Raw genomic sequence first — 23889 nt, forward strand, 5'->3', positions numbered from 1 at the left:
GAATGATTTAGCACTTTGTGGATGGCTGAATGTGTTTGTTTTTGTTCGGCTTACCGACTTTTTAATAAGATGTGGGCTTGACAGAGTATTTATTGACATCACAGGCAGGCCCACAAAGACTCTTTACATCTCGCTGATTGCCGGTTTGCTGCGCAACGCAAGTCTGCGTGAAGGCACGCAAGGCGTGCCGCGTTCGACCTATTGCTTCCAGCACATCTACGCCACGCTCCGCACTGGACGGCATGATCAGCGTGCCTCTCTTTCTGAGAAATTAGCTTCACTCTCTCCCCACTCAATCTTGGTTTCTATGTCTTTCTGCTGGAGTGCCTGGCACTCCCGTCATCCCTAATCGGACAATCTGCCGCAATCGTCACTGAAGTTTCACCTCCAATTGTCACTGGCAGAGTGGGCAGGTGGGTTCGGCGTAATTTGTGAGACGAATGTGCAATACCAACTAATGTGTTACTAAAACAGCAACTTTGCTCCTAGTTTTCTAGGCATTTTGACTTATTGAAGCCTAGGGCACAAATCGGATGACACATTTCGGTTCGTTGTATTTCAATTAGGCCGCTTTACAAATGTGTGACGAGTCCGACTGCTGAGAATCCCCGGGCCTCCGCAAAAATCAATTTACCGTGGTTCTCTCAGGAGATCGATTTTGAAACGAATTGTTAGATTTTTCCTTCTCGCTATTAGTGTTAGCTCATTCCCTTGTCTGTTACAAGCACAGTCAGCAACATCACCAAAATTCGATCTTTTGCTGAAGGGTGCTCATGTCATAGACCCTAAGAACCAAATCGATAGGGTTACAAATGTGGCCATTACAAATGGTCACATCGCCAGTATTGACGACAATATATCGAACGGCGAAGCGCGGAAGGTAGTAGACCTGCATGGACTGTATTTGATCCCCGGAATGATTGATATTCACGTGCATGTGTTTCCACGTTTTGTGCTCCCGTCAGGAGCACCGCCAAGTGAGGGTGTTCAACCCGACTCCTTCTCATTCAAGAGCGGAGTGACCACTATGGTGGATGCTGGTAGTACAGGTTGGAAGGAATTTCCTGAATTCAAGCGGCGCGTTGTAAATACCTCAAAAACTCGTATTCTTGCCTTTCTCAATATCGTAGGCGCAGGTATGGGAACAGGAAATGATGACAACGTTGCGGAGATGGATGCTAACGCCGCAGCCCAGATGGCCCTTGCCAATCCCGGCTTGATTGTTGGTTTCAAGTCCGCTCATTATGGAGGCCCAGGCTGGACATCCGTAGACAATGCCGTAAAAGCAGGGAATCTGGCGCATGTGCCTGTCATGGTTGACTTCGGTAAGATTACGCCTCAGCGCAACATCAATGTGCTCTTCGCTGATAAGTTGCGACCAGGCGATATTTATACACATTGCTTCTCGGGACATCGTGAAGAGGTCCTCGAAAATGGCCAACTGAATCCAGCAATGGTGCAGGGCCGGAAGAAGGGTATCTATTTTGATTTAGGCTTTGGCGCTGCCAGCTTCTATTGGTTTGTTGCTGATCCTGCATACAAAGCTGGTTTCTATCCTGATTCGATTTCGAGCGATCTCCATATGAAGAGTATGAATGCCGGGATGAAAGACATGACCAATATGATGTCGGAATTAATGGCACTCGGCTCTTCCCTGCAGGATGTAGTGAAGATGTCAACATGGGATCCCGCTCGTGAAATCAAACATTCCGAACTCGGAAATCTTGATGTAGGAGCAGAGGCTGACATCGCTGTGCTCCGGTTAGAGAATGGTCATTTTGGATTTCTCGATTCTGCTGGTGCGCGTAGATATGGAACAGGTCGCCTTGTAACTGAACTCACTCTCCGTAAGGGTGAAGTGGTTTGGGATCTTAATGGTCTTGCGGCCGAAGACTGGCAGAGCTTCCACTATCGCAAGGGTCCGTTTTATTCGAATGGTGCTATGAGATAGCCGTTCATTTCGTAGTGATAATTCAAAAGCTGGCTACTAATTTCGGTGTAAATACGCCGAGGGGATATATGCGCAAAAACTAAGGAATATACACATGAAGGAAATCCGCGTCCTTCTTATTGATGACCAATTTCTCACTCGAATTGCTTTGCGGTCTGTTTTTGCTGGACATCCGCATATTCGAATTGTTGGAGAAGGCTCAGACGGCGAGCAGGGCGTTGAACTCTATCGATTGCTCCAACCTGATGTAGTTGTTCTTGACCTGCGTCTTCCTCGGCTGAGTGGATTCGATGTTATCGGGATCCTGCAGAAAGAGCCGTGCCCTGCGCGCATTGTTGTTCTTTCGAGTTACTGCGGCTCGGAAGACATATACCGTGCGATGAAAGCTGGAGCGATGTCTTATTTGTGCAAGGATGCAAGCGCATTAGAGCTGGTTAATGCAATTGAGAGCGTCAATCGTAATGTTCGATACCTTCAGCGATTAGTTCGTGACCGACTGTCTAAACGGATCTCGGCTATGGAACTTACTCCTCGCGAGGCAGAGATTTTGCGCTGCATTTCTCAAGGCTTTACGAACAGCGAAATTGCTAACCATCTCAACGTTACAACCCAAACGGTTAGAGACCATGTTTCTGTGGTGCTCGACAAGATGGGAGCACGCGATCGGACTCAAGCAACTATTTACGCTTTGCAACGAGGCATGTTCCATTTCGATTGGCCGACCGACTAGGTCTATCTACCTATTCACATATCGGTCAAGTAAAGGATGACAGACTGTGCATCTCGTCTTGTAATCGGTCAATCGCGAAAATTGATTGTTTGTGCCGTTTTGCATTTGCAATTTTGCAACAGTGGTGAAGTTTATTCCGGGTTCTTACCGTACTTGAAGGAGTTCGAAAATGAAAATTAAAATACTGATGCTTTGCACAGTAATTCTCTTTAGTGTCTCTCTGGGGCGGTCACAGGTTGCTAACAATACTTCACTGGTAGGAACGGTTACTGACAAAACCGGAAGCGTGATTCCGTTTGCGTTGGTAGTTGGTACTAATCAAAATACCAAAGTGCAGTATTCAGGAAAAACAAATCAGGACGGCTACTACTCTATTCCATTCGTCAGCCCCGGAACCTATAACGTCACGGTTTCTTCATCGGGTTTTCAGACCTCGACGACTTCCGGCGTTGTGGTCACAACCAACGTGGCAGTTCGTACAGATGTAAGCCTGGCGGCAGGCTCAACCGAATCGGTCATTAATATATCTGCTGACACCCCAGTCATCTCGACGGATGATGCGCTAATTGGTGAGACAGTCGGTCAGGAGATGGTTCGAGATCTTCCCCTGAATGGACGCAATCCACTTGATCTTGCTGCCACAGCCTCTAACGTTACGATCAGCGCAGGCGGTACCATGCTGACGGGAAACCCTCCTGGAGTACGCGCTAGTGGTTCTGGGACTCGGCCGATTAACAACAGCATCTCGCTCGACGGAATCTCTTTGATGAATAACCTCATCATGACTACCACACTCACGCCGAATCCTGATGCTGTTGAATCTGTGCAGACGCAAAACGGAAATTATCCAGCGCAATATGGTGATTATCTTGGAGTCCACATCAATATGGTCACCAAAAGCGGCAGCAACGCCTTCCATGGAACTGTATTCGAGTACATCCAGAACGATGCTTTTAACGCGAAGAGTTGGCTCGCACCATCGACAGCAAGGAAGAGCCAACTCCGCTATAACCAATTTGGCGGCGTAATCGGCGGCCCAGTGATTCTTCCTCATCTTTACAACGGTAGAGACAAGACTTTTTTTATGGGTTCGTATCAAGGGCTTCGAGATCACGAATCGGCGTTCACGATCGGAACTGTGATGACCAACAAGATGCGCGCCGGAGATTTCAGCGAGCTAACTAATAAAACCTTTTATAACCCAAACACTAGGTTCACTCTATGCTCAGCTCCGACTTATGCCTGTCCGGCCGCACAGTATGCGGGTAATATCATTCCCGTAAATCCGATTTCTGCCAAGATTCTTCCCTATCTGAGTGCACCTACTGGCCCAGGAATAACCTCAAACTGGTCGGGAAATCTTCCCAGCATGGTTAATCTCGACTCTACGGTTGATAGGGTGGATGAAAATATTGGTGAGAAGATAAGACTTTTTGGCAGGTTCGCCTGGCAGGGAGTCTCGAATTACACCCAGGCGGTTAACCTTGCGAACACTATTTACAACGTTACAAAGACTCGAAATGGAGCTTTGGGATACACGCATATCATCACTCCGAAGCTCATCAACGATTTTCGGTTCGGGTTCAACGTTCTCATAACGCAAAACGTGGATCAGCAATATCAAACACACCAAACATCGGCAGGGTCAGATCTTGGGATCCCAGGTTTTACGGCTGACGTGGACAATGCAAATCCCGGTTTGACCGATATGACAATCAGTGGCTATCAGGGCATCAGCCAAACGGGTACAAACTGGTTCCAAGACGACCGCCAGCTTACTTTTTATGACCAGATCAACTATGCCCTGAATAAACATAACCTTATGGCAGGTGTTAGTTTCAGAAAATTTACGATCGGTCGTATGGGCACAAATGCTGCACGTGGATCGTTTACTTTTGATCAAACACTGAATGGGGCTACCTCAGGGGCCGGCGATGGAGCGGCGGCTTTTATCGGAGGATCGCCAACTAGCTATGTTTCGCCCCAGTTCCAAAGTAAAGGAGAAGTAGCACAGTGGCGCGACGGATTCTTCGTTCAAGATACTTGGCAGGTATCACAGAAGCTAACGGTTGAGTATGGTCTTCGTTATGAGCTGCCCCAGGTAGCTTACAGCCTCAACGGTGTTGGCCGAATTATGGACCCCACACTTACTACGCTATTTCCTGCAATTGGCGGGACATCCGCACAGAATGCAGTCAGCTACCCCGGGTTCAAATTTACAAATCCGAACCACGACAATATTAGCCCGCGCCTCGGATTTGCATACCGCGTTCAGGATAAAACTGTAATTCGTGGTGGTGCTGGCATCTATTACAACGCTAATCAACTCAATACCTATACGCTCTCGTTCGGCTCGTATCCGTATGCAGCGGCTGTAACTCCGTCTGCTGGTTTTGGCACGACACCATCGTTTACTCTGTCCAACCCGAACGTTCCGGCTGCTGCACCCTGGCCTGGTCCGGCAAATAATCCATATCAGAATATCGCGATTAGTCCTAACTTACCCACGGCGCGTATGTATCAATGGAATGTCGATATTGGAAGAGAGCTCTGGTCCAACGCGGGTATCGAACTCCAATACATTGGATCGCGAACCATCCACTTAGATGAGAGTTATTATCCCAATCAACCCGCTCCCTCGCCGATTGCGTTCTCGCAATCTCGTCGCCCAAATCCCGCAATCGGGCAGATTCGCTTGATTAAGAACGATGCGTTCTCGACCTATCATGGCTTCACTGCTATTTTGCGCCAGCGTGTATATCACGGAGTGAATGCGAAACTTAGCTACACCTGGTCCCACGCGCTGGATACGACCGTCGATTCGAACGGCGGAGGTTCCGCCATGTGGCAGGGACATCTCAAACTGGACTACGGTAACTCCAATTATGATATTCGGAACCGTTTCGTCGGAATTGTTTCGTATGCATTACCGGGCTTCGATAACAGAAGCTTGATGATCCGTCGGGTGCTTGGGGGATGGCAGGCGAATGCTATCGTGGACCTTCGCACGGGCGCTCCTCTGAATGTCACTCTAAATACCAATATAGCCAATGTAGGTGGAGTGGGATCTCCGCAGAGACCTAACTTTGCTCACCAGGGAAAGACAACCTGTAGTCGGCAGACAGTTACGGGCAGTGGCGGTTCGGTAAGGAATAGCTGCATCGATGCTACGGCTTATGTCAATCCAGCTGCTGGAACCTTTGGAAATCTTCATCGGAATGATATTTATGGGCCAGGCGCGGCGAATACCAACTTTTCTCTCTTCAAAACCTTCCCGATACGGGAACCGATGGCCCTCCAATTCCGTGTTGAAGCATTCAATCTGTTCAACCATCCCAACCCTGGTAACCCGAATACAGTATTTGGAGGACCCTCGTTCGGCTTCATTACTACAGCGAATACCTCCTATACAACAACGGGTGCGCGCGTCATGCAACTTTCCGCCAAGTTGAACTTCTAAAGACCATACCTGATCGGCGGCCGCCAATGTGTGGCTGCTGATCAGTTTTTAGGGAGAAATCGATTCCTGAGTTGTGAATCGGTCTCCAATACCTTGTTTTATAGATGCCTTTCCAAAAGCCATACATATTACTGAATATTTCCCGATTTTTAAGGAGATGACATGAAGCGGATTGCTGGAATTTTTAGCGTGTTTCTAATCTTGTTCTCTCAACCACCTACGATGTTAGAGGCTCAACCAGCAACAAAGTATGACATTCTGCTCAAGGGCGCCCATGTCATCGATCCAAAGAACCTTGTCGACAAGGTTACGGACGTTGCTGTTGTAGATGGGCATATTGCGAGTGTTGCCGATAATATCTCAGTTTCCGATGCCCGAAAGGTCATAAATCTGACTGGACTCTATCTGACTCCAGGTTTGATCGATATTCACGTCCATATTTATCCCCGTGTAGGGCTGCCGCCAGGGTCGCCTATGCAGGCCAGTATTCAGCCAGACGCTTTTTCCTTTCGTAGTGGTGTGACTACGATGGTTGACGCAGGAACTACTGGTTGGAAGGAGTTTCCTGAGTTTAAGCGCCGCATCGTAGAAGGCTCAAAGACCCGCATATTGGCTTTTCTCAATATCGTTGGTGGAGGCATGGAGATGGGCCTTGATGACAATGTCTCCGAGATGGATGCTAACGCCGCAGCCCAGATGGCGCTGAAGAACCCTGGAGTGATCGTTGGCTTCAAGTCAGCTCACTACGCAGGAAAGGGTTGGCCATCGGTAGAGAATGCTGTTAAAGCAGGGAATATGGCCCATGTGCCCGTCATGGTTGACTTCGGCTATCTGAAAGGAGAACGCAGCCTCGACGCGTTGTTTAGCCAGAAGTTGCGGCCAGGCGATATCTATACCCACTGTTTTGCCGGGCATCGCGTAGAAGTTCTCGATAACGGTGCGCTGAACCCGGTGATGGAGCAGGCCAGGAAGAAGGGAATCTATTTTGATATTGGTTTTGGTGCGGGTAGCTTCTATTGGTTTGTTGCGGATGCAGCCTATAAAGCCCACTTCTATCCCGACTCCATCTCGACAGACCTCCATATGGGTAGCATGAATGGCGGGATGAAGGATATGGCCAACGTCCTTTCCGAGATGATGGCTCTGGGATCTTCAATCCAGGAGGTTGTGAAGATGTCAACCATGGCTCCTGCCCGTGAGATTAACCATCTCGAACTGGGCAATCTCGACATTGGATCCGAGGCCGATATCGCTGTATTCAAGTTGGAGAAGGGCAATTTCGGCTTTCTTGACTCTGCAGGAGCGCGTCACTCCGGCACAAGCCGCCTCGTTACCGAACTCACTTTGCGCAAAGGCATGGTGATGTGGGATCTTAATGGGCTCGCTACCCAAGATTGGAAGGCCTTCCCATATAAGAAGGGACTCAACGATCCCTATCGTAAATGAAATATGAGCCTTATGACAGGAAGGGACTGACTCGCGAAAGTGTTGGCGACAGCATCGAACCGGCGCCGGATGTGGACGGCAGACCAGCTACCGGTTGACAGACGAGAGTGTGAAGAAGGGTCATCGCGCGACTGATCTGGGTAACGGAGCGTTCAACAACCGTGGCCTGCACCAGATGATGAGGGAGTGGCGTACGCCGGCCATAAGATCTGGGAGTTCTATGCGGGCCCGGTCTACGGCGGAAGCGATATTGAGCCAGTTCGTGACGAAGGTCTTCCTGAAGGCGAGCGAGCCGTATGCGCTGGAGTGGATTTCGAAGGTCATTGGAGAGGTGGAGGTGGAACGCCTTCGCGGGTCGCGCACGAAGGGCGCGTTCCCGCGTGGACGTGAGACAGAGCAGCGCGACATCACGAGCGAGCCGTTGGTGATGGACAAATGTTTCTTGGATAGTTTCTTGTGAAACGCCTCAAACAATAGCGTTCTCCCTTGGAGAGCAGTAGTCAGCGAACTGTTTGAGGCTTGCATGTTGACTACCAGATACGGACACGCGCTTCTGGCGCTAAGTAGAGTTTTTCTCCTGGTTTGACATCGAAGGATGTGTACCAGCCGTCAATGTTACGGACGGTGGCCGCGCGGTACATAGCAGGTGCGTGAGGATCTGTGAGAATGCGCTGGCGCAAGGTGTTGTCGCGCATTTTAGTTCCCCAGCTTTGCGCGAAGGCGATGAAGAACTGCTGGTCTCCGGTTAAGCCATCCTCGACGGGAGCGGATGAGCCTTTGAGGGAAGCGTGATAGGCATCGAAGGCGGCTGCGAGGCCAGCGACGTCGGCGATATTTTCTCCGAGGGTTTGTCGGCCGTTTACGGATAGATCAGGGAAGGGTTTATAGGCGTCATACTGTGCGGCGAGCGCGGTTGTAGCTGTTTTGAAGTGCGCGAAGTCTTCCGGAGTCCACCAGTTGCGGACGCGGCCCTTGGAGTCGAAGGCCGCACCTTCGGAGTCGAAGGTGTGGGAGATCTCGTGGCCGATGATGCTTCCGATGGAGCCGTAGTTTGCAGCTGCAGGAGCCTGAGGATCGAAGAAGGGCGGCTCAAGAATGGCAGCAGGGAAGTTGAGCGCATTGTGGAGCGGAAGATTGACCGCGTTGACAGTCTGGGGCTCCATGGTCCATTCGCCACGATCGACGGGCTGGCCAATGCGGGAGAGTTGATAGCGGTACTCGAAGAAGCTGGAGCGCCAGAAGTTGCCGAAGAGATCGTCGGACTTGATCTCGAGACCGTTATAGGAACGCCACTTGTCGGGATAGCCCACGGAGACACGCAGAGTGCCGAGTTTGGCGATAGCTTCTGCCTTCGTTGTTGGAGCCATCCAGGTGATGGATTCGAGACGTTGATGGAAGGCGCTGAGGAGGTTTGCGACGAGTTCCTGAACCTGCTTCTTTGCTTCAGGGGAGAAGTATTTCTGTGCGTAGATTTGGCCGACAGCATCGCCGAGCCAACCGTTGACGATGAGGATGGCGCGTTTATCGCGCGGGCGCTGTTGTGTGGTTCCGGTGAGAACCTTCCCGAAGAAGTTGAAGCGCTCATCCGCGATGGCCGAAGAGATTCCGTTTGCGTAGGTCTCCATCAGGTGGAAGGCGAGGTAATCTTTCCAGGTGTCGATTGGGGTAGAGGCGACGAGGGCGGATTCCCCGGTAAAGGAGGTTGGCTGCCAAACGATGAAGGAGGTTTGATGGTCGAGTCCAGCGGCGCGGAAAAACTCCTTCCAGTCGAGGCCGGGGGCCTTCGAGGTGAAGTCGGCAGGAGTCCAGGTATTGTTCGCTTTATGGATGTCTTCGTTTTCGGCGAGTGATAGATGCTTTTCCGCGATGGCGTGTTCGAGAGCGATGACGCGATCGGCGCGCATCTCCGACTGATCGAAGCCGCCCAGTCGAAACATGGCAGCAACATGCTGCTGATACTTTGTGCGGACTTCCTTCATGTGCTCACTGTCGGTGAGGTAGTAGGAGCGGTCTGGGAGAGCAATGCCGCCCTGCATGAGATAGGCCGTGTAATGGTCTGAGTCGTTGAAGCTGGGCGCGACCCAGAGGCCGAAGAGATTCATGGTGTGAAAGTTGGTGTTATTGAGAGCATCGACATCGGCGCGCACGGTGAGACCGAGAGCGCGAGCGAGATCGCGCTGATTGTGGATAGAGTTGATCTCCGCGAGATGAGCCTTGAGTTGCGAAGGGCCGTTTTTCTCGATCGCGGTTTCATCCATATAGGAGTGATAGAGATCGGCGATGCGTCGCTGGTCGGTTCCGGGCGCTGCATTGGATTTGGCGGCTCCGTCGATGATCTCCGCGACACGCTTGTCGCTGCGGTCGGCGAGGAGATTGAAGACGCCGAGCGAGGTGCGGTCGGGCGGAAGCACGGTGCGCTTGATCCAGTCTCCGTTGGCGTAGAGGTAGAAGTCGTCGCCGGGGCGGACGGAGGTGTCCATGCTGGAGGGATTAATGCCGTGGATGGCTGGGGTGTCCTGTGCATGGAGTGGAATCGCAAAGAGGAGGGCAAAAAGAACGTCACGCAAGTGCATATTTTGTGGTGCTCCGATGCGGTTAGTTATGGCCGCAATGAAAGAGGGTACATGAAAGGGACGGGGAGGTGGGAGAGGATGTGATGAACGGGGGGCGATGGGGGAGCTGAACCGCAGATCCTTCGACTCCAGCAGCTACGCGCTTTCGCTCAGGATGACACTTTTAAAAGATCAAGATGGGATGCTCGCGTTGGTAACGTAGGCATCCCTCTGCGAATTTATACCTTTGCGAAGGGGTCTTCGAGGGAGGGGCTTTGTGGGGTGAACATATCACCTCCGTTGGGAGTGACAACCCAATCGTCTTCGAGGCGGATTCCGAATTCACCGACGATGTAGATGCCGGGCTCGTCGGAGAAGGTCATACCGGATTCGAGTGGTGTGTTGTTGCCGCCGACGAGGTAGGGCCATTCGTGGCCATCCATGCCAATGCCGTGGCCGAGTCGATGCGTGAAGTGTTTGTATCCGGGACCGTAACCAGCGTCAGTAACCACTTTGCGCGCAGCATCATCTACAGTGTGAGAGGGAGCACCAGCCTTACCGGCAGCGAGTGCAGCCGATTGAGCTTTATGGACGATGTCGAAGACGTGCTTCTGTTTGTCGGTTGCTTTACCGAGGACAAAAGAGCGAGAGATATCGGACTGGTAGCCTTCGACGAGGCAGCCGTCGTCGAGCAGAATGATTTCGCTTTCGCGGATGACCTGCGGTTGAAGAGAGCCGTGCGGTAGCGCGGAGTACTCGCCAACCTGACAGGAGGCGAACCCCGGGAAACCGGTGCGGTTGTAGCCTGCGCTGATAAGGTCAGAGACCTGACGGTTCGTCATGCCAGGTTCAAGGGATTTGAATGCGGCCTCATAGACCCTGAGGGTGTTGTCGTTGGCAAGGCGCATGAGCGCCAACTCTGCCGGAGATTTGACGGCGCGGCAGCCCGCGGTGATTGGAGTTCCGCTGACGGCGGTGAGTGTGGAGCTGGCATGTGCGGTGCCATCGGAGAAGGCGAACTGCGTGCGTTCCTCGACGCCGACCTTTCCGGTGGAGATTCCCGCCTCTTTGAGGGCTTTGGTGAGCAGGGAATAAGGGTTTTCGTTCTCCTGCCAAGTGTAGACGCGCGTGACCGACGCTTGCGGGAGCGTGGCGGGTTTAGCTTCCATGCGCTCGCGTACACGACCTTCTTCGAAGCTGGGACAGACGATGAAGGGATTCCCCTTGGCGGGAAGGACCCAGGCGAAGAATCGTTCGGACTGGCCCCAACGCAGTCCGGTGAAATAGGTCAGGGAGGTTCCTGTGCAGATAATGAGCGCATCGAGTTTGTTTTTTGCCAGAAGCTCGCGGGCGCGCTCGATGCGGTGTTCGCGCTCTTCGAGAGTGATGGGGACGGCTTCTTTACGGCGGTCCGTTAAAGCGGCGATGGCGGGAGGAAGCTTAATATCCGAAGATGCAGAAGGAGGGCGCTGGGCCTGAAGAGGCAGAGAAGGCGCTGCTGCGGCTGCTGAAGCTGCAAGGAGGAAGCTTCGTCTTGTAGTCATGCGCGGAATTGTAACGAAAGAAAAGAAGGAGCACATCAAGAAAAGCGAAGAATGGTGCAATGCACGGTAGCCTATAGGAATGTCACTTTTGCGCGTTGTTGCCGCTTTGTTCGTCGTTGTCTTTTCCTCTCTTTCCTATGCCGCGGAGCCCCCGGTAATTCGCCCGAAGGTCGTGGTCGTAACTTACTTTGAGGTTGGGAAGGATACGGGAGACCGGCCAGGCGAGGCGCAGTTGTGGGTCGAGCGGGACCATCTGGACCGCGTGATTGAGGTTCCGGGAATGACGCATGTAGTCCGTGCGAATGCGGATGGGACAGAGATTGTGGTGGTAGTTGGGCCAGGGCAAATTCGTCCTGCGGTGAATCTGATGGCTTTGGGGTCTGATTCGCGCTTTGATCTGCGCGAGAGCTACTGGATCCTAAATGGTATTGCGGGAGTGTCTCCGGAGGATGGCTCGTTGGGAGCCGCATTTTGGACAGACTATGTTGTGAACGGCGATCTACTGCACTTTATCGATCCTCGCGAGATGCCTAAGGACTGGCAAGACGGATACTATGCGATCGATAAGAGCCGACCTGGAGAGCAACCGCGTGTGGTGCAGGGCTCGGCGGATGATGTGCGGAACTGGGCGCGAGACGTGGCGCACATCGATACACGAGGTACGGTCGTACAGATGAATCCAAAGATGCTGGAGTGGGCTTATGGTCTAACCAGGGATATGAAACTTCCCCAGAACGAAGCGATGCGAACGCTGGGAGCACGGTACAGGGGATTTGCAAAAGCGCAGCAGCCGCCGCAAGTTGCGATTGGAGCTAACATTGCGACGGAGACCTTCTGGCACGGAGCAAAAATGGACGCATGGGCACATCGTTGGGTGCAGTATGCGACGGATGGAAGAGCACGCATGGGAACGACCTCGATGAATGATTCCGGTGCGATGGTGGTGTTGTATTCGCTGACGCGATCGGGGAAAGCGGATTGGAATCGCGCCGTTTTATTGAGAACTGCAAGTAATTTCGATCGCCAGCCAGAGGGAATGACTGCGGAACAAAGTGCGAACAGCGAGAAACATGCTGCCTTTACCGGTTACGAAGCATCGCTTGAAGCGGCTTATGAGGTCGGCAGCCGCGTGGCGAAGGCGATCCTTGCAGGAGAGGCGCCGGCCACTGCGAAAGTGCGGTAATCGGGTGAATGTGGATGGGATTTTGTCCCGGATGATAGTTTCAAGGTCTGGACTTCAATGTAGAGCTGTTTTTGTGAGGCAAAACGACATGGCAATGATTACGACGGTGCAGCAGCACATTTTGCAGCAGCAACAGAATTTGTTGAAGTCGACGGGACGAGAGGCGACGGGAACGTTTAGCTGGTTACTGAGCGGTATTACGCTGGCGACCAAGATGATTGAAGCGAAGATTCGCGCGGCGGGTCTGAGTGATGTGTTGGGTGCAGCAGGCGCGGAAAATGTTCAAGGTGAACAACAACAGAAATTGGATGTGTATGCGAACCAAGCGCTGTTGCACTGCCTAGGGCTGCGCGATAGCGTTGCTGCCCTGGTAAGTGAAGAGGATGAGGAGCCGGTGACCTTCAACCGCGACTCTGAAACTGGAAAATACATCATCGTCTTCGACCCCTTGGATGGATCGAGCAACATCGATGTGAATGTGAATGTCGGAACAATCTTTAGCATCCTGAGGCGTATGCCTTCGGAATTGGGCACCCTGGAGGAGTCGATTCTACAGCCTGGATTTAGACAAGTGGCCGCTGGCTATGTCGTCTATGGGCCATCGACGGTGCTGGTCTATACGACAGGCAATGGAGTGTATGGTTTTACGCTGGACCCGAAGATCGGCGCATTTGTGCTGAGCAATGACAGGATGCAGATGCCGGAGCAGGGAAGCTATTACTCGGTGAATGAGGCGAATGCGGCAGGTTGGCCGGAGGAGTATCGCTCATACATTGCGATGCTGCGCGAAGGGAAGCTAGAGAAGACATACAGCTCGCGTTACATCGGGAGCCTGGTTGCGGATTTTCATCGCACTTTGCTGAAGGGCGGTGTCTTCCTTTATCCGCCGACGTTGAAGCAGCCTAAGGGCAAGCTACGACTGTTATATGAGGCAAATCCGCTGGCATTTATCGCGGAACAGGCAGGAGGTGTGGCAACGAATGGGACGGAGCGAATTCTGGATATTCGGCCTGAGGGGATTCATCAGCGAACTCCACTGTGTGTGGGAAGCCCGCGCGAGATGGAAGCGCTGCAGGGAGTTCTGGCAGGAGTGGTGGCGTCGTGAGCTTTTCTGCAATAGTGCTAGATATCCGTGAAGAGAGTCGCGTTGGTGGCAGACAGCGATGGCAGCTCCTGCTGGACAGAACGGAGTTCTCCCCGGGAGGAACGGGGATGCTGGAAGCGATCGCGCGCAGTGGAGCAAAACTGATTGTGCCGGTTTTCGGAATCGTCGAAGAGAACGGCGAGATCTGGCACCAGGTGGAGAAGCCTCTGATGGCGGGAACCGAGATTACCGGAACGGTTCACTGGAAGTGAAAGCGTTTTCGGATACATTTAGCCATTGGCGGACGAAGATGGGGACGATGGATTGTTTTGAGGGAACGCCTCCTCCCTGATACACTTAGAGAGTCGATTTGGCGCCAGAAGCTGTTCCCAAACAGCGATTTTGTGTACCGAGTAGGGGCTGTAGCTCAGTTGGGAGAGCGCCTCGTTCGCAACGAGGAGGTCAGCGGTTCGATCCCGCTCAGCTCCACCATAGAATCAATAATTTGTGGCACATATATATAGCGTGTGTGAATTCTGCGATGCGTTTGTGTCGTAACTCACTCGTTTACTCTCAAACTCAAAATCATTCGAAACAGAGCGTCTGATAGATAGAGAATCAAGCGCCGACCGCTTCGCCTGCGACATGCGAATCGTGTTGGAGCATCTTAGGGGAGACGTGCCATCAATCGACATAACCGTAGCCATGCCATCACGGAACTAGCGGAATTGCAGGCCAGTGATGCATTCAATGCGGGATTTGAGGTAAGCGCGATTCAGAATGAGAGCAAATATTGTTCTCTGGTGGATGTTTGTGATGCTGATTGGTGTTGGAGCCTCTCCAGCTCTTGCAGAAGGCAGCCCACAAGCATCGTCATCATCGAAAGTAGCGAACAAACCTGCTCATCTGTTTACTGTCGGATGCCATGTGCCAGGTTTGGCTTCCCTCGTATAGGCCGAGACGAAGACGCGGCGCTCTACTTACATCGAGAAGGCCGCGATTTCCGACTGACCAAGAAATCGTTAATGTTGCACTGTCGCTTGAGCAGCGTGATCAGCTCCGTGGTTTGAGCGATCAATACGTTCTGCTTGAAGTGACGGTTCGATCGCGCAAGGTTTCAGACGGATGCACCTGTCGCAATTGTTAGAACTGCGCCCTTGATATCTCTGAACAGCGTCAGAATTCTCTTGTGGATAGTCGGCCTAAAGTACGTGGCAGGCGAGTATATCGACATGCCTCGGCGAACCGGCCATTGTATTGAGGTGGAGGAGTAGTTCAAAATGTTGCGCGGCTCTTCCATTCTTTAGACCACAGCTCAGCAAAATAGACCTCATGCGTTGCACGTCAGCAACAAGGCGGCCAGCAGCTTCAGTTCCTTCGCTATTCGCTCCGGCAATCAGGAGCACGTGCCCGACCTGATCCAGGTTCGGAAGGAATGCCACGATCGCGAACGAATCTCCCGTAGCCCAGCCCATGGCTGTGGGAGTATAGATTGCCTGTTCGTTGGCTTGGGGATGAACGTTCTGGATAAGCTCCGATCTGCGGACTGGATCGAAGACAAAACGAAAGTCCAACTGATCATTGAACATGGATGTCCATGGATTGGAGACGGGACTTCCGAGGAAGATAAAGTTGTCATCGGTTTGAATGTCAGCCAGCTGAAGATTGCGAGCTCCACGCACATTGATTCGGCGAGAGTTTGCCTGAGCAAGCTCGGCAATCTGCACAGCTATGGGGGCATCAACAGCAGCTGATTTGTCCCCGATGAGAACGTTGCGCGCAAGCCGGTCTTCTTCAGGTGTCAGATCGTTTGGTGTCGGTACATAGTTGTGGTTCGCGTAATCGGAGACGGAAACGGCCCGCCTCGTCAGGAATTGAATCTCAGCGATATTCGGATCACTGGTGATCAGCCAGATCGGATGCGGTGAACGGAAAAGAATCGACCAAGGAGGTATGAGTTGTGAAGTTGAGCCAGTCGGCGACGAATGCTTTCCAATAAATACAACTGCCCCGAGGATGCAGGCCAACACAATGCCAGCAAAGATGAGCCATTGCCGCAGGGAACTAGGGAACGGCTTAGCGGAACATCAATGGGAAGTTTGTTGGCGGGGTTTGCCAGAGAGCCAGTGACTGGGGTCACCACCTCAGTGGCAACGGCTACGAGAGGTTGAGGAACTGGTTCGGCAAGCGTAACGAGGATCTCGGGTTTCGTTGCCGTCTCGAAATAGATCTCTGGAACATAGGTTCCCGTTGGCAGACTAATATGGAATGAACCATTTGTTCCGTATTTACCGTAATGCTGGAGCAGTCGTTTCCGAACGTCGCTCGCTGTCACGCGGACGATGGCGTCTTCGCCGGTGTCGTAGGACGGGGAACGACCGAAGAGTTCGACCCCGATCATGCGCTCTTTCAGGGATTCGAAGTGACCTGCGACGGCTTGGTTCACGATATAGCGCAGAAACTGTCCGCTACGCTGGCTGCCTCGGAATGCGGCACCTTCCACAATCTGACGGAGATGCTCCTGCAACTGAGCGCTAATCTCTTTGGACCCCGCGATGCGCTGGAGTTCGATTTCTCTTTCATCGATCGGATGCATGGGATTACCGGGTGACTAGCATTTGACTTCCCAGGATGAGAGCCAGCCTATTCTAGCATCGCAGCATGTCCGTCAAACTTCGTACCACACTCTACGGGTAGGCACCGTTAGCGTCTACGACCCATCCTGATAGCAATGTTTTCAGCATTTTACTGATCCGTTAGGCTGGGCACTAACGTTGCTGTCTGATTGGTCATGCCCATTTGTAGGGTTCTTGCAAGCAAGCCAAGAACGCTACATCATAAATGATGATGAGCATGATCCAACACCGAGCACGAGCATTATTTCTGTTACCACCAATGAGCCCAGTGATGGTAGCAGTCGTGACTATGTGATATCCCGGTCCACTAACGGTCAATCTGCAGGCTGAACGTATGGGGCAGGGATCGGGCAGAATCTACACGATTACAATACAAAGCCGCGATTTCTCTGGGAACACCAGCAGGGAAACAACGGCCGTGGTTGTGCCACACGACCAGAGGTAAATAGGGTATTGAAAACTCGCAAGAAATCCTCCGACAATAGGATGATTGATCGCTATGTGAAGCAACCATCAGGATGGTTCCAAGATTCCGCATCATCCTGATGGAGAGCCAAGGTTGACGTTTCTTACTCCTCCACAAGTTTTTTGCGATGGTTACCAGGTCAATCGGGCTTTGACTTGACCACTGCGAGCTTGTCCACTCGCTGTGATTTGCCCAAAGGTTCCGCCAGTAACACTGCCATTGGGTGGGCTAAGCTGTCGGTTATTGAAGACATTAAGCGCGTCAAAACGTAATTCGAGCGTTACACGATCTGCAAATGTTTGCTTTCGCGCTAACCCCATATCCCATTGTCCATAGGCTGGACCCCGGAGGTCAGGCTCAATGCGATTTCCCGTACCCACTGTAAAGCTGGCTGGAATCGCATATGCAGTGGTATCAAACCAGCGTTGTGGAGTTTGGCCCGTCTTAAGGTGAGGATCGTGAAGTCGGTCTGCTACCGCTGTTATTCCCGGAAGATATGTATTGCTAGGAGCGGTAATAACGATAGGGAGTCCGCTTCCATATGCTGTTACGCCAGCAAGTTGCCAATTAGCAATCATCTTTGAGGCAAGACCTCTGCCAAGTACACGATGTCCAGGGCCAAAGGGCAGTTGGTAAATATAGTTGATATTCAGGAACTGTGGACGATCGTACTCTGCCAACCCACGTGTTCTTGCAAGGTTATTGGGGTCAACGATTGCGCCGCCACGACCGTTATAGCGCTCGTTAATATTGTTAATATCCTTGCTAAGTGTGTAGGCAATCTGAAAATAGAGTCCATGCGCATCTCTGTGATGTAACTGTACCGTCATGGCGTCATAGTACGAATCCCCGACTGGATCGCGGCTCCAGGTGACTCCTGTGTATTGAGGAAATGGAACGAGCGTCTGACTGAATGGAATTGTCGGTGCGCCTAGCGACCCAGGAAGCTTGCCTGCATAAGGGTTCGGGACTTGTTGGTAGAGCTTGGGACCATAGCTCAATGCACTAATCGGAGCCACATTACGAGGAAGGCTATACCAGAGATGCAAGCCGCGCGATCCTGCATACGCGACCGTGAGCACCGTATTTCCTGTGAGCGCCCTTTCCACACTTAAGGTTCTGTCCTGGAGATAGGGAAGTGTGCCGGGCCAGAAGGGGTCGCCGATTCCTTGTCCAACGAGATAATTGGGGGGATCAAGGTACCCCGAGGCGAAGGGATTGTTAAGCGTGCCTCCAGGAGGTGGTGTATTCGGAGCTGGAGAGGGCGGGCCAAGATAAACGCTTGTCGAAGCCTGTGGTCCCGAGCCAAGGACTGAGCCACCAGTATTGGTGGTATAAATAATTCCATATCCCCCACGAATAACCGTGTTTTGTCCGATTTGCCATGCGAACCCAAGACGCGGTGAGAAGTTGGTCATCTTTGTGTCCGTCTGATTTCTGGGGTTACCTCCGACTCCGGCAAATTGCAGAGCACCCGGTAAGCCAAGGACTGGATCCGGCTTCGTAGGATCAAACCATGCAAACTGGTTATGACGATCAGTGAATCCTGTAAGGATGTCATAGCGCAGCCCGAGATTCAGGGTAAGGTGGTTCACTACTTTCCAGTCATCCTGGAGGTAACTGGCGATATTCTTCTGCGAGGCCGTCAGTGACGGGTCTTTAGTAATCTGTCCGCCGCTGGGAACGCCAAGAAGGAGCGAAGCGAATCCCCACCCGGAGTTAACGGACGAGACGCTGGGATCAGGACCTTGCACATATCCCCTACTGAAAGAGAAGTTTCCCGCCGGCCAAGTGGGTCTAAATTCGTTGAAGTAGACGAAGAGGTAGTCGACTCCGGTCTTCAGAGTATGTGCGCCTTTATTCCAAGTGAAATGTGCTTGTCCTTCGTAGCTTCCTTCAGCATCGTTGAAGTAAGAAGACGAAGTCGCCCCTAAAGGGGATTCATCCGAGATGGTGAAGGCTGGAAAAATCTGTGTTGCGACACGGCTTACGAATGAGCCAGGAAAACCAAGACTGCCAGCGTCAAAGCCTTGGCTATACATTTGAGTTTGGTTCAGTACCCGATTGAAATTGCCGCGGAATTCGCCCACGAGATTTGAGCGCATCGTCCACGTATCACTGACGACTCCTGTCCATGCAGTGTTAAGAAAGGTTCCTGGATCTCCATTCCCGCCAGCTTGCGGGAATGCAAGTGTGACGGTTGGAGTACTGGCCTTTGAAGAGGCGCGGCCTACACGCACAAACGCTTTGTGATTGGCGCCAATATTCTGATCTACGCGAGCAAAAAAATTGTCTTTGCTTGTAGTGCGGCTAGGCGAAGCAACGTAATTGTTATAGATACCCTCAATTCCAGTTGTGTTTGGTAAGGGGTAATAAGAAAGAACTTTCTGCGCAATGCTGTTGATTCGCCCCGGGCAAATGACATTGAGAACCCCATTGCAGGAGAACTGACTTCTGGTCCACTTGTTTGTTTGTCCTGGAACCAGGGTGGTGGTCGTGGGATCATAAATCTTGATCTGCTTTCCGCTTTGATCGACGAGACCCGAAAAATCTCCAATACGCATCGCTTGCGTGGGCACGGAAGCCTGAATTGCATCGGGTGAAACACTTGGATTCCATTCGATATTGAAGAAGTAAAAAGTCCTGTTTCTGCCGTGGTATATTTTGGGAATCTCTAGTGGGCCTGCAACGCTGAAACCAAATAAATTGTTGTGTACCGGTGCTCTGGGCAACTTCACGCTGTTGCGGTACCAACCGTTTGCGTTATAGAGCGTATTGCTGTTGTATTCATAAGCACTTCCATGGAAGTCATTCGTCCCAGACATTGTCGTGGCGGTAATGATACCCCCACCAGACATTCCATATTCCGCTGAGAAATTGTTGGTGATGAGTTTGAATTCTCCAATGGACTCTGTTGGCGGGGTCAGCGCTATATCTCCGGTTGAACTGTTTACTTGGGTCCCTCCATCCAGCAGTACGTTGCTGGTATTTGCCATTCCCCCGTTAATCTGTGCTTGAAGGGCGGAATTCTGTTCCGGTAGAACGCCTGGCGACAAAAGATCCAGATTGTAACCGCCACGGCCAGGTATCGCGATAATTTGCTGTCTGTTGTATGTCTGCCCTAGCTGTGAATTTTCTGTTTCCAGCTGAATCGCATTAGCTTGAACAGTAACCTGCTGTGAAACTCCGCCTACCTTCAAAGTGAGATCTACGGCTGTGTTCAGGTTAACTGTGAGATTTACCCCGGTAACAACCGTCTTTGAAAAACCAAGTGCGTCTGCGGTGACGTCGTAGGTCCCATGAGCCAGATACGGAATAGTGTAATAGCCATTGCTATTCGATACAGTCGATGTAAGAGTCTTGGTGGACATTTCAAGAGCTGTTACCTTAGCGCTGGCGACTACCGCGCCCGATGCGTCTCTTACTATTCCAGTAATGGTGCCCTGTTCAGCTTGTCCGAATGCTAGTTTGGTGAATGCCATGAGAACTAAAAGCATTGATAAAGTTGCCATGATATCGAACTGAATCCGCCCATTTGCACTCGTTTTCCCAACAATTGGGTTCTTGCCCACACAGGTACGCTGCCTGAGACCGATCTGCACCATTAATTCCTCCTAAAGTCGACCCACGTTTTTGTTCCTAAGAAGATTGATTGTCGTGTTTACAGAACTCCAACATTTGAGCGCGAGACAGGAGAGTCATGTCAACGTTAGCGATCTTTCTAACGTCGCAATAAGTCTTTTATTTTCTGTGGTATAAAGATAGATCTGTTTCTAACGGTCGATCTGCCTCATGTGTCCTCATCGGTCGAAGGAAAATAGCCAACCGGAGCAGGGAATACTAAGAATGGATCGTGCAATGGGTCGTGGAGCGGTCAACCAGGCTTTCATTCATTGTGCAGTCTTTGCAATACCGAGAGCCGTAGCTGGCCGAATTGGTATCTGCTCCGTGGGAGGAGCCGTTCCATGAAACATCTGCGAGATAGCTGCCGAAATTTTTAGATACCAATCGTTGGGCAGAGTCTCTCCGTCTGCATCAAGAGTCAACCAAAAGCCGGGCTTTGGCGCATCTTTGCGAGACGGAGCCGCTTTGAAGATCGCAGTTCCCTCGTTCACTTCGTCAAACATCGCGATTTTTACAAATGTGGCGCCAGCGGTTTTTGCGTTGAAAGCCTGTTTCCATAGAAAACGGCCTCCTAGTCGGGGAATCTGGTTTTCTGCTGAATTCCGATTTAGGTTGTGCCAAGAGAAGCCAGGGAAAATCACTGGCATATAAGACTGGCCTTGCTTGCGTGTTTGGACAAGATCGGGAATCAGGTGAGTCTCTTTCCACTGATTTGCGCCTTCGAGAGTCCGATATCTTCCTACTGACCAGGGTTGAACAATATCGAGTGCGGAATAGACGGCTGCCCACCCTGAATTCGAGGAACTGTCTGCGCTCAAGGTTCTCCACCCCGCCGGAACGCCACCTATCACGCGGACATGTGCCGTGTCCTTAAACCATTTGACGATTCTGAGTCCAAGTGCCGGATCCTGAAGATGGTCGGCATCACCGAACCCGAGTCCCCAGATCGCAACGATAGGTTTTCCATGATCTCGCAAATAGGCAGGGCTCGAGGTGACCTTTAGGTCTTTGGTGAGATACCCCCAGTCGTCTTGCAGTTGCTTCAGGGCGGTTTCTTGATGTGCTCCGCTCAGATCGTATTCAACGCTGAAGAGCCGCCCATTGACTTCTGCTGCGGAGCGGACGTTCCTGAGGACTGTATCTCCTTCCATTTGTTGCGAATGAATTGAATTGATGAACCTCTGCAGCAGGACGCCATCGATCTCATAAGTGCGCATCCATTCAAAATGCTTCTCGACGGTATCCTTAGAAAAGGAAGAGAAAACATAGGCAGGTTTGCCATTTATAGTGACGCCTGGCAGCAAACATCGTGAAGAAGGCTTAAGCTCGTTGGTCTCAGGATAGAGATCGACGGCCATCGTGTTAGGCGAAGGGACACCCCTCGACCAGTGACTCCACTGATTAGCAGGCGAACCGTCACCCGGACAGCGGAACCATCCCTGATATCCCACCAACACTTTACCTTCCAAATCCGAAGGTTTTGGTTTTGCCGAAGAACTGGGCGGTATTCCAAAGATGAATGCGAGACAGCTCAACCACGCGCACCGAATAACCCACCCGCGTGGAATGCAACCGACTGAAGAACGATGCTTTGGCAATTTATTTCCTATTTCGCGCAGCAGAGCTTAGAAGAAAATCTAGTTTGTGCCAGGCTATCTCACGCTCGGGAGGTTTTCGCAACGCTACAAACGTCCTCTAACGTGCATCCATACAAAAGCATGCAGCGATGCCCTCTTTGTAGCAGCGCGCCTAACAGTAGGCGAGCTTGACTTCGCTAAAAGCGAGCGTAAATTTGGATGGTCAGAAACGTGCGTTGGGGGTAATTTGAGGCTGTAGCAGAGGAATTTGCGTAATCGTCGTGAAATTATTCTGCTTTCGAAAATTTGCCGGCCTTGTTTCAGGGAAGAAGGTGGCAAGCCACAACATCGAAGGCTGTAGGCAATCCCGCCATCATTCTCAGATGGATAAGTATCTGGAACTGTTGGGCGGTATTCGAAGTAATGAAAGAGGGGTGAATGCTGCATCGTTTAAGCGCAGATGACAAATTCAATGGATCTGTCACCAGCTCCCCGGCAGCCTTTGTGCCTTCTGCGTTTTCACCGGCCAAGATCAACACGTGCCCAGCATGATTTGTTTTTTGGATAAAACTGATAGTGGCAAAGGATTGGCCGGTAGCAAAGCCCTTCGCCGTCGGAATATACTGCAACGGTTCGCCGGAATGCGGGTGAACATTCTGAATGATTTCTTGCCGGGATGCTGCATCGTAAACGAATCGGAAATCCAGTTGATCATCGAACAGTGATGTCCATGGGTCGGTTCGGGGGCTACCGAGAAAAATCAGGTCATCGTCTGTATCCAGATCGGAAAAATGAAGATCTCGTGCCGCGCGGACATTGATCCTGGTCTCATTCTCTGCTCCCAGCCGAGCAACGCCCGCAATAATCTGCGTATCCACGGTGGCAGCTTTATCTCCGCGAAGAATGTCGCGGCATATGTGCAGTATTTCCGGTGGAAGTGAAGATGCATCGGGAACGTACTGCTGGTTCGCGTAGTCCGATACCGAAACGGTCTTCCCTGTGAGGCCTTGAATCTCGGCAATATTCGGATCGCTGGTAACAAGCAATGGAGTGTGCTTCTCCGCAAAGACGGTTGACCAGGGAAGGGCCGAGGTCGACCGAATTGGCTGGGCTGGAGCCCCACGATGGAAAACCCAGAGGCTAAAGGCACAGATAAGCAGGCAAGAAGCAACTATCCACGTTGTTCTTAACTTCAGCACTTTGAGCGGCTGTACCGGAGAATCGGAGTTTGTCTCAGAGTGTGCCTCTGGAGTGGATGCGGCCTCGGCCAATGGCTGGTCAACGGCGCTGGGGAAATCTGGGGTATCACGGGTGAACTCTGGGATATAAGAGCCAACGGGAAGGTTAATGCGTAGGTTCGAAGAGGATTCGGATGTGCGCAGGTAATAGTCGGATAAGCGCTTGCGTACATCGCTTGCTGTAACGCGTACTATCGCATCTTCACCTGTATCGTAGGAAGGTGGCCTCTTGAAAAGCTCAACGCCAATCGCCCGTTCTTTCAAGGCATCGAAATGGCCGATCATTGCCTGTTCGCATACGTATCTCAGAAATTGAGCGCTGCGCTGGCTACCACGGAATGAAGTGCTTTCGATGATCTCCTTAAGATGTTCTCGGAAGTTCGCGATCTCACTCCTTG

The 23889-nt window shown here is 51.7% G+C and carries 15 protein-coding genes and 1 tRNA gene; 10 read left to right on the top strand and 6 right to left on the bottom strand.

From position 1 onward, the window contains the following. The first annotated feature begins 658 nt into the window (after window positions 1-658). The 5 genes from H7846_RS06825 to H7846_RS06845 all read left to right on the top strand — a co-directional run bounded on the left by H7846_RS06825 (window position 659) and on the right by H7846_RS06845 (window position 8047). Window positions 659-1951, top strand: coding sequence for an amidohydrolase/deacetylase family metallohydrolase (locus H7846_RS06825; protein ID WP_222597552.1), 1293 nt, complete (start codon window positions 659-661; stop codon window positions 1949-1951). Between the two features lie 94 nt (window positions 1952-2045). Next, window positions 2046-2681 carry a response regulator gene (locus H7846_RS06830; RefSeq protein ID WP_186695728.1) on the top strand — a complete coding sequence of 212 codons (636 nt, stop codon included), beginning with the start codon at window positions 2046-2048 and terminating at the stop codon, window positions 2679-2681. Window positions 2682-2850: 169 nt separating this feature from the next. Then, window positions 2851-6141 carry a TonB-dependent receptor gene (locus H7846_RS06835; RefSeq protein ID WP_186695729.1) on the top strand — a complete coding sequence of 1097 codons (3291 nt, stop codon included), beginning with the start codon at window positions 2851-2853 and terminating at the stop codon, window positions 6139-6141. Window positions 6142-6303: 162 nt separating this feature from the next. After that, window positions 6304-7587 carry an amidohydrolase/deacetylase family metallohydrolase gene (locus tag H7846_RS06840; RefSeq protein WP_186695730.1) on the top strand — a complete coding sequence of 428 codons (1284 nt, stop codon included), beginning with the start codon at window positions 6304-6306 and terminating at the stop codon, window positions 7585-7587. Window positions 7588-7807: 220 nt separating this feature from the next. After that, window positions 7808-8047, top strand: coding sequence for a TraM recognition domain-containing protein (locus H7846_RS06845; protein ID WP_186695731.1), 240 nt, complete (start codon window positions 7808-7810; stop codon window positions 8045-8047). A gap of 70 nt (window positions 8048-8117) precedes the next feature. Here the strand turns inward: H7846_RS06845 and H7846_RS06850 are convergent, their stop codons facing one another. Both H7846_RS06850 and H7846_RS06855 read right to left on the bottom strand, forming a co-directional pair. Then, the gene (locus H7846_RS06850) at window positions 8118-10160 is read right to left on the bottom strand and encodes a M13 family metallopeptidase (RefSeq protein ID WP_186695732.1); all 2043 of its coding nucleotides are present in this window, start codon (window positions 10158-10160) and stop codon (window positions 8118-8120) included. 218 nt (window positions 10161-10378) lie between these two features. Continuing rightward, complete coding sequence (locus H7846_RS06855) at window positions 10379-11683, bottom strand: M24 family metallopeptidase (protein WP_186695733.1); 1305 nt, start codon at window positions 11681-11683, stop codon at window positions 10379-10381. Window positions 11684-11771: 88 nt separating this feature from the next. On the opposite strand from H7846_RS06855, the gene H7846_RS06860 reads away from it, so the two are divergent. From H7846_RS06860 to H7846_RS06875, 4 genes are all read left to right on the top strand, one after another. Further along, window positions 11772-12866, top strand: a complete 1095-nt coding sequence (locus tag H7846_RS06860) for a purine-nucleoside phosphorylase (protein WP_186695734.1) — start codon at window positions 11772-11774, stop codon at window positions 12864-12866. Window positions 12867-12954: 88 nt separating this feature from the next. After that, window positions 12955-13971, top strand: coding sequence for a class 1 fructose-bisphosphatase (gene fbp / locus H7846_RS06865; RefSeq protein ID WP_186695735.1), 1017 nt, complete (start codon window positions 12955-12957; stop codon window positions 13969-13971). Continuing rightward, entirely contained in the window at window positions 13968-14222 is a 255-nt protein-coding gene (locus tag H7846_RS06870) for an alanyl-tRNA editing protein (RefSeq protein ID WP_186695736.1), read from the top strand. Before fbp ends, H7846_RS06870 begins: the two co-directional genes overlap by 4 nt. Window positions 14223-14366: 144 nt before the next feature. Then, window positions 14367-14442 (top strand) — tRNA-Ala (locus H7846_RS06875). A gap of 710 nt (window positions 14443-15152) precedes the next feature. On the opposite strand, the gene H7846_RS06880 is transcribed toward H7846_RS06875, so the two are convergent. Continuing rightward, window positions 15153-15977, bottom strand: a complete 825-nt coding sequence (locus tag H7846_RS06880; RefSeq protein ID WP_186695737.1) for a hypothetical protein — start codon at window positions 15975-15977, stop codon at window positions 15153-15155. A 269-nt stretch (window positions 15978-16246) separates the two neighbouring features. Between H7846_RS06880 and H7846_RS06885 the strand changes: the two genes are divergently transcribed. Continuing rightward, window positions 16247-16561 (top strand): hypothetical protein, encoded by a 315-nt coding sequence (locus H7846_RS06885; RefSeq protein ID WP_186695738.1) that lies wholly within the window; start codon window positions 16247-16249, stop codon window positions 16559-16561. Window positions 16562-17183: 622 nt separating this feature from the next. Here the strand turns inward: H7846_RS06885 and H7846_RS06890 are convergent. The 3 genes from H7846_RS06890 to H7846_RS06900 form a co-directional block, all read right to left on the bottom strand. Then, window positions 17184-20657: a TonB-dependent receptor gene (locus tag H7846_RS06890; RefSeq protein ID WP_370561366.1), complete on the bottom strand. Its 3474-nt coding sequence runs from the start codon at window positions 20655-20657 to the stop codon at window positions 17184-17186. Window positions 20658-20942: 285 nt separating this feature from the next. Further along, on the bottom strand, window positions 20943-22133 hold the full coding sequence (locus H7846_RS06895; protein ID WP_186695740.1) for a glycoside hydrolase family 71/99-like protein: 1191 nt from the start codon (window positions 22131-22133) through the stop codon (window positions 20943-20945). 440 nt (window positions 22134-22573) lie between these two features. Further along, complete coding sequence (locus H7846_RS06900) at window positions 22574-23776, bottom strand: hypothetical protein (RefSeq protein ID WP_186695741.1); 1203 nt, start codon at window positions 23774-23776, stop codon at window positions 22574-22576. Window positions 23777-23889 lie beyond the last annotated feature (113 nt).

This window comes from Edaphobacter sp. 4G125 (assembly GCF_014274685.1).
In the GTDB taxonomy this organism is placed as follows: Bacteria; Acidobacteriota; Terriglobia; order Terriglobales; family Acidobacteriaceae; genus Edaphobacter.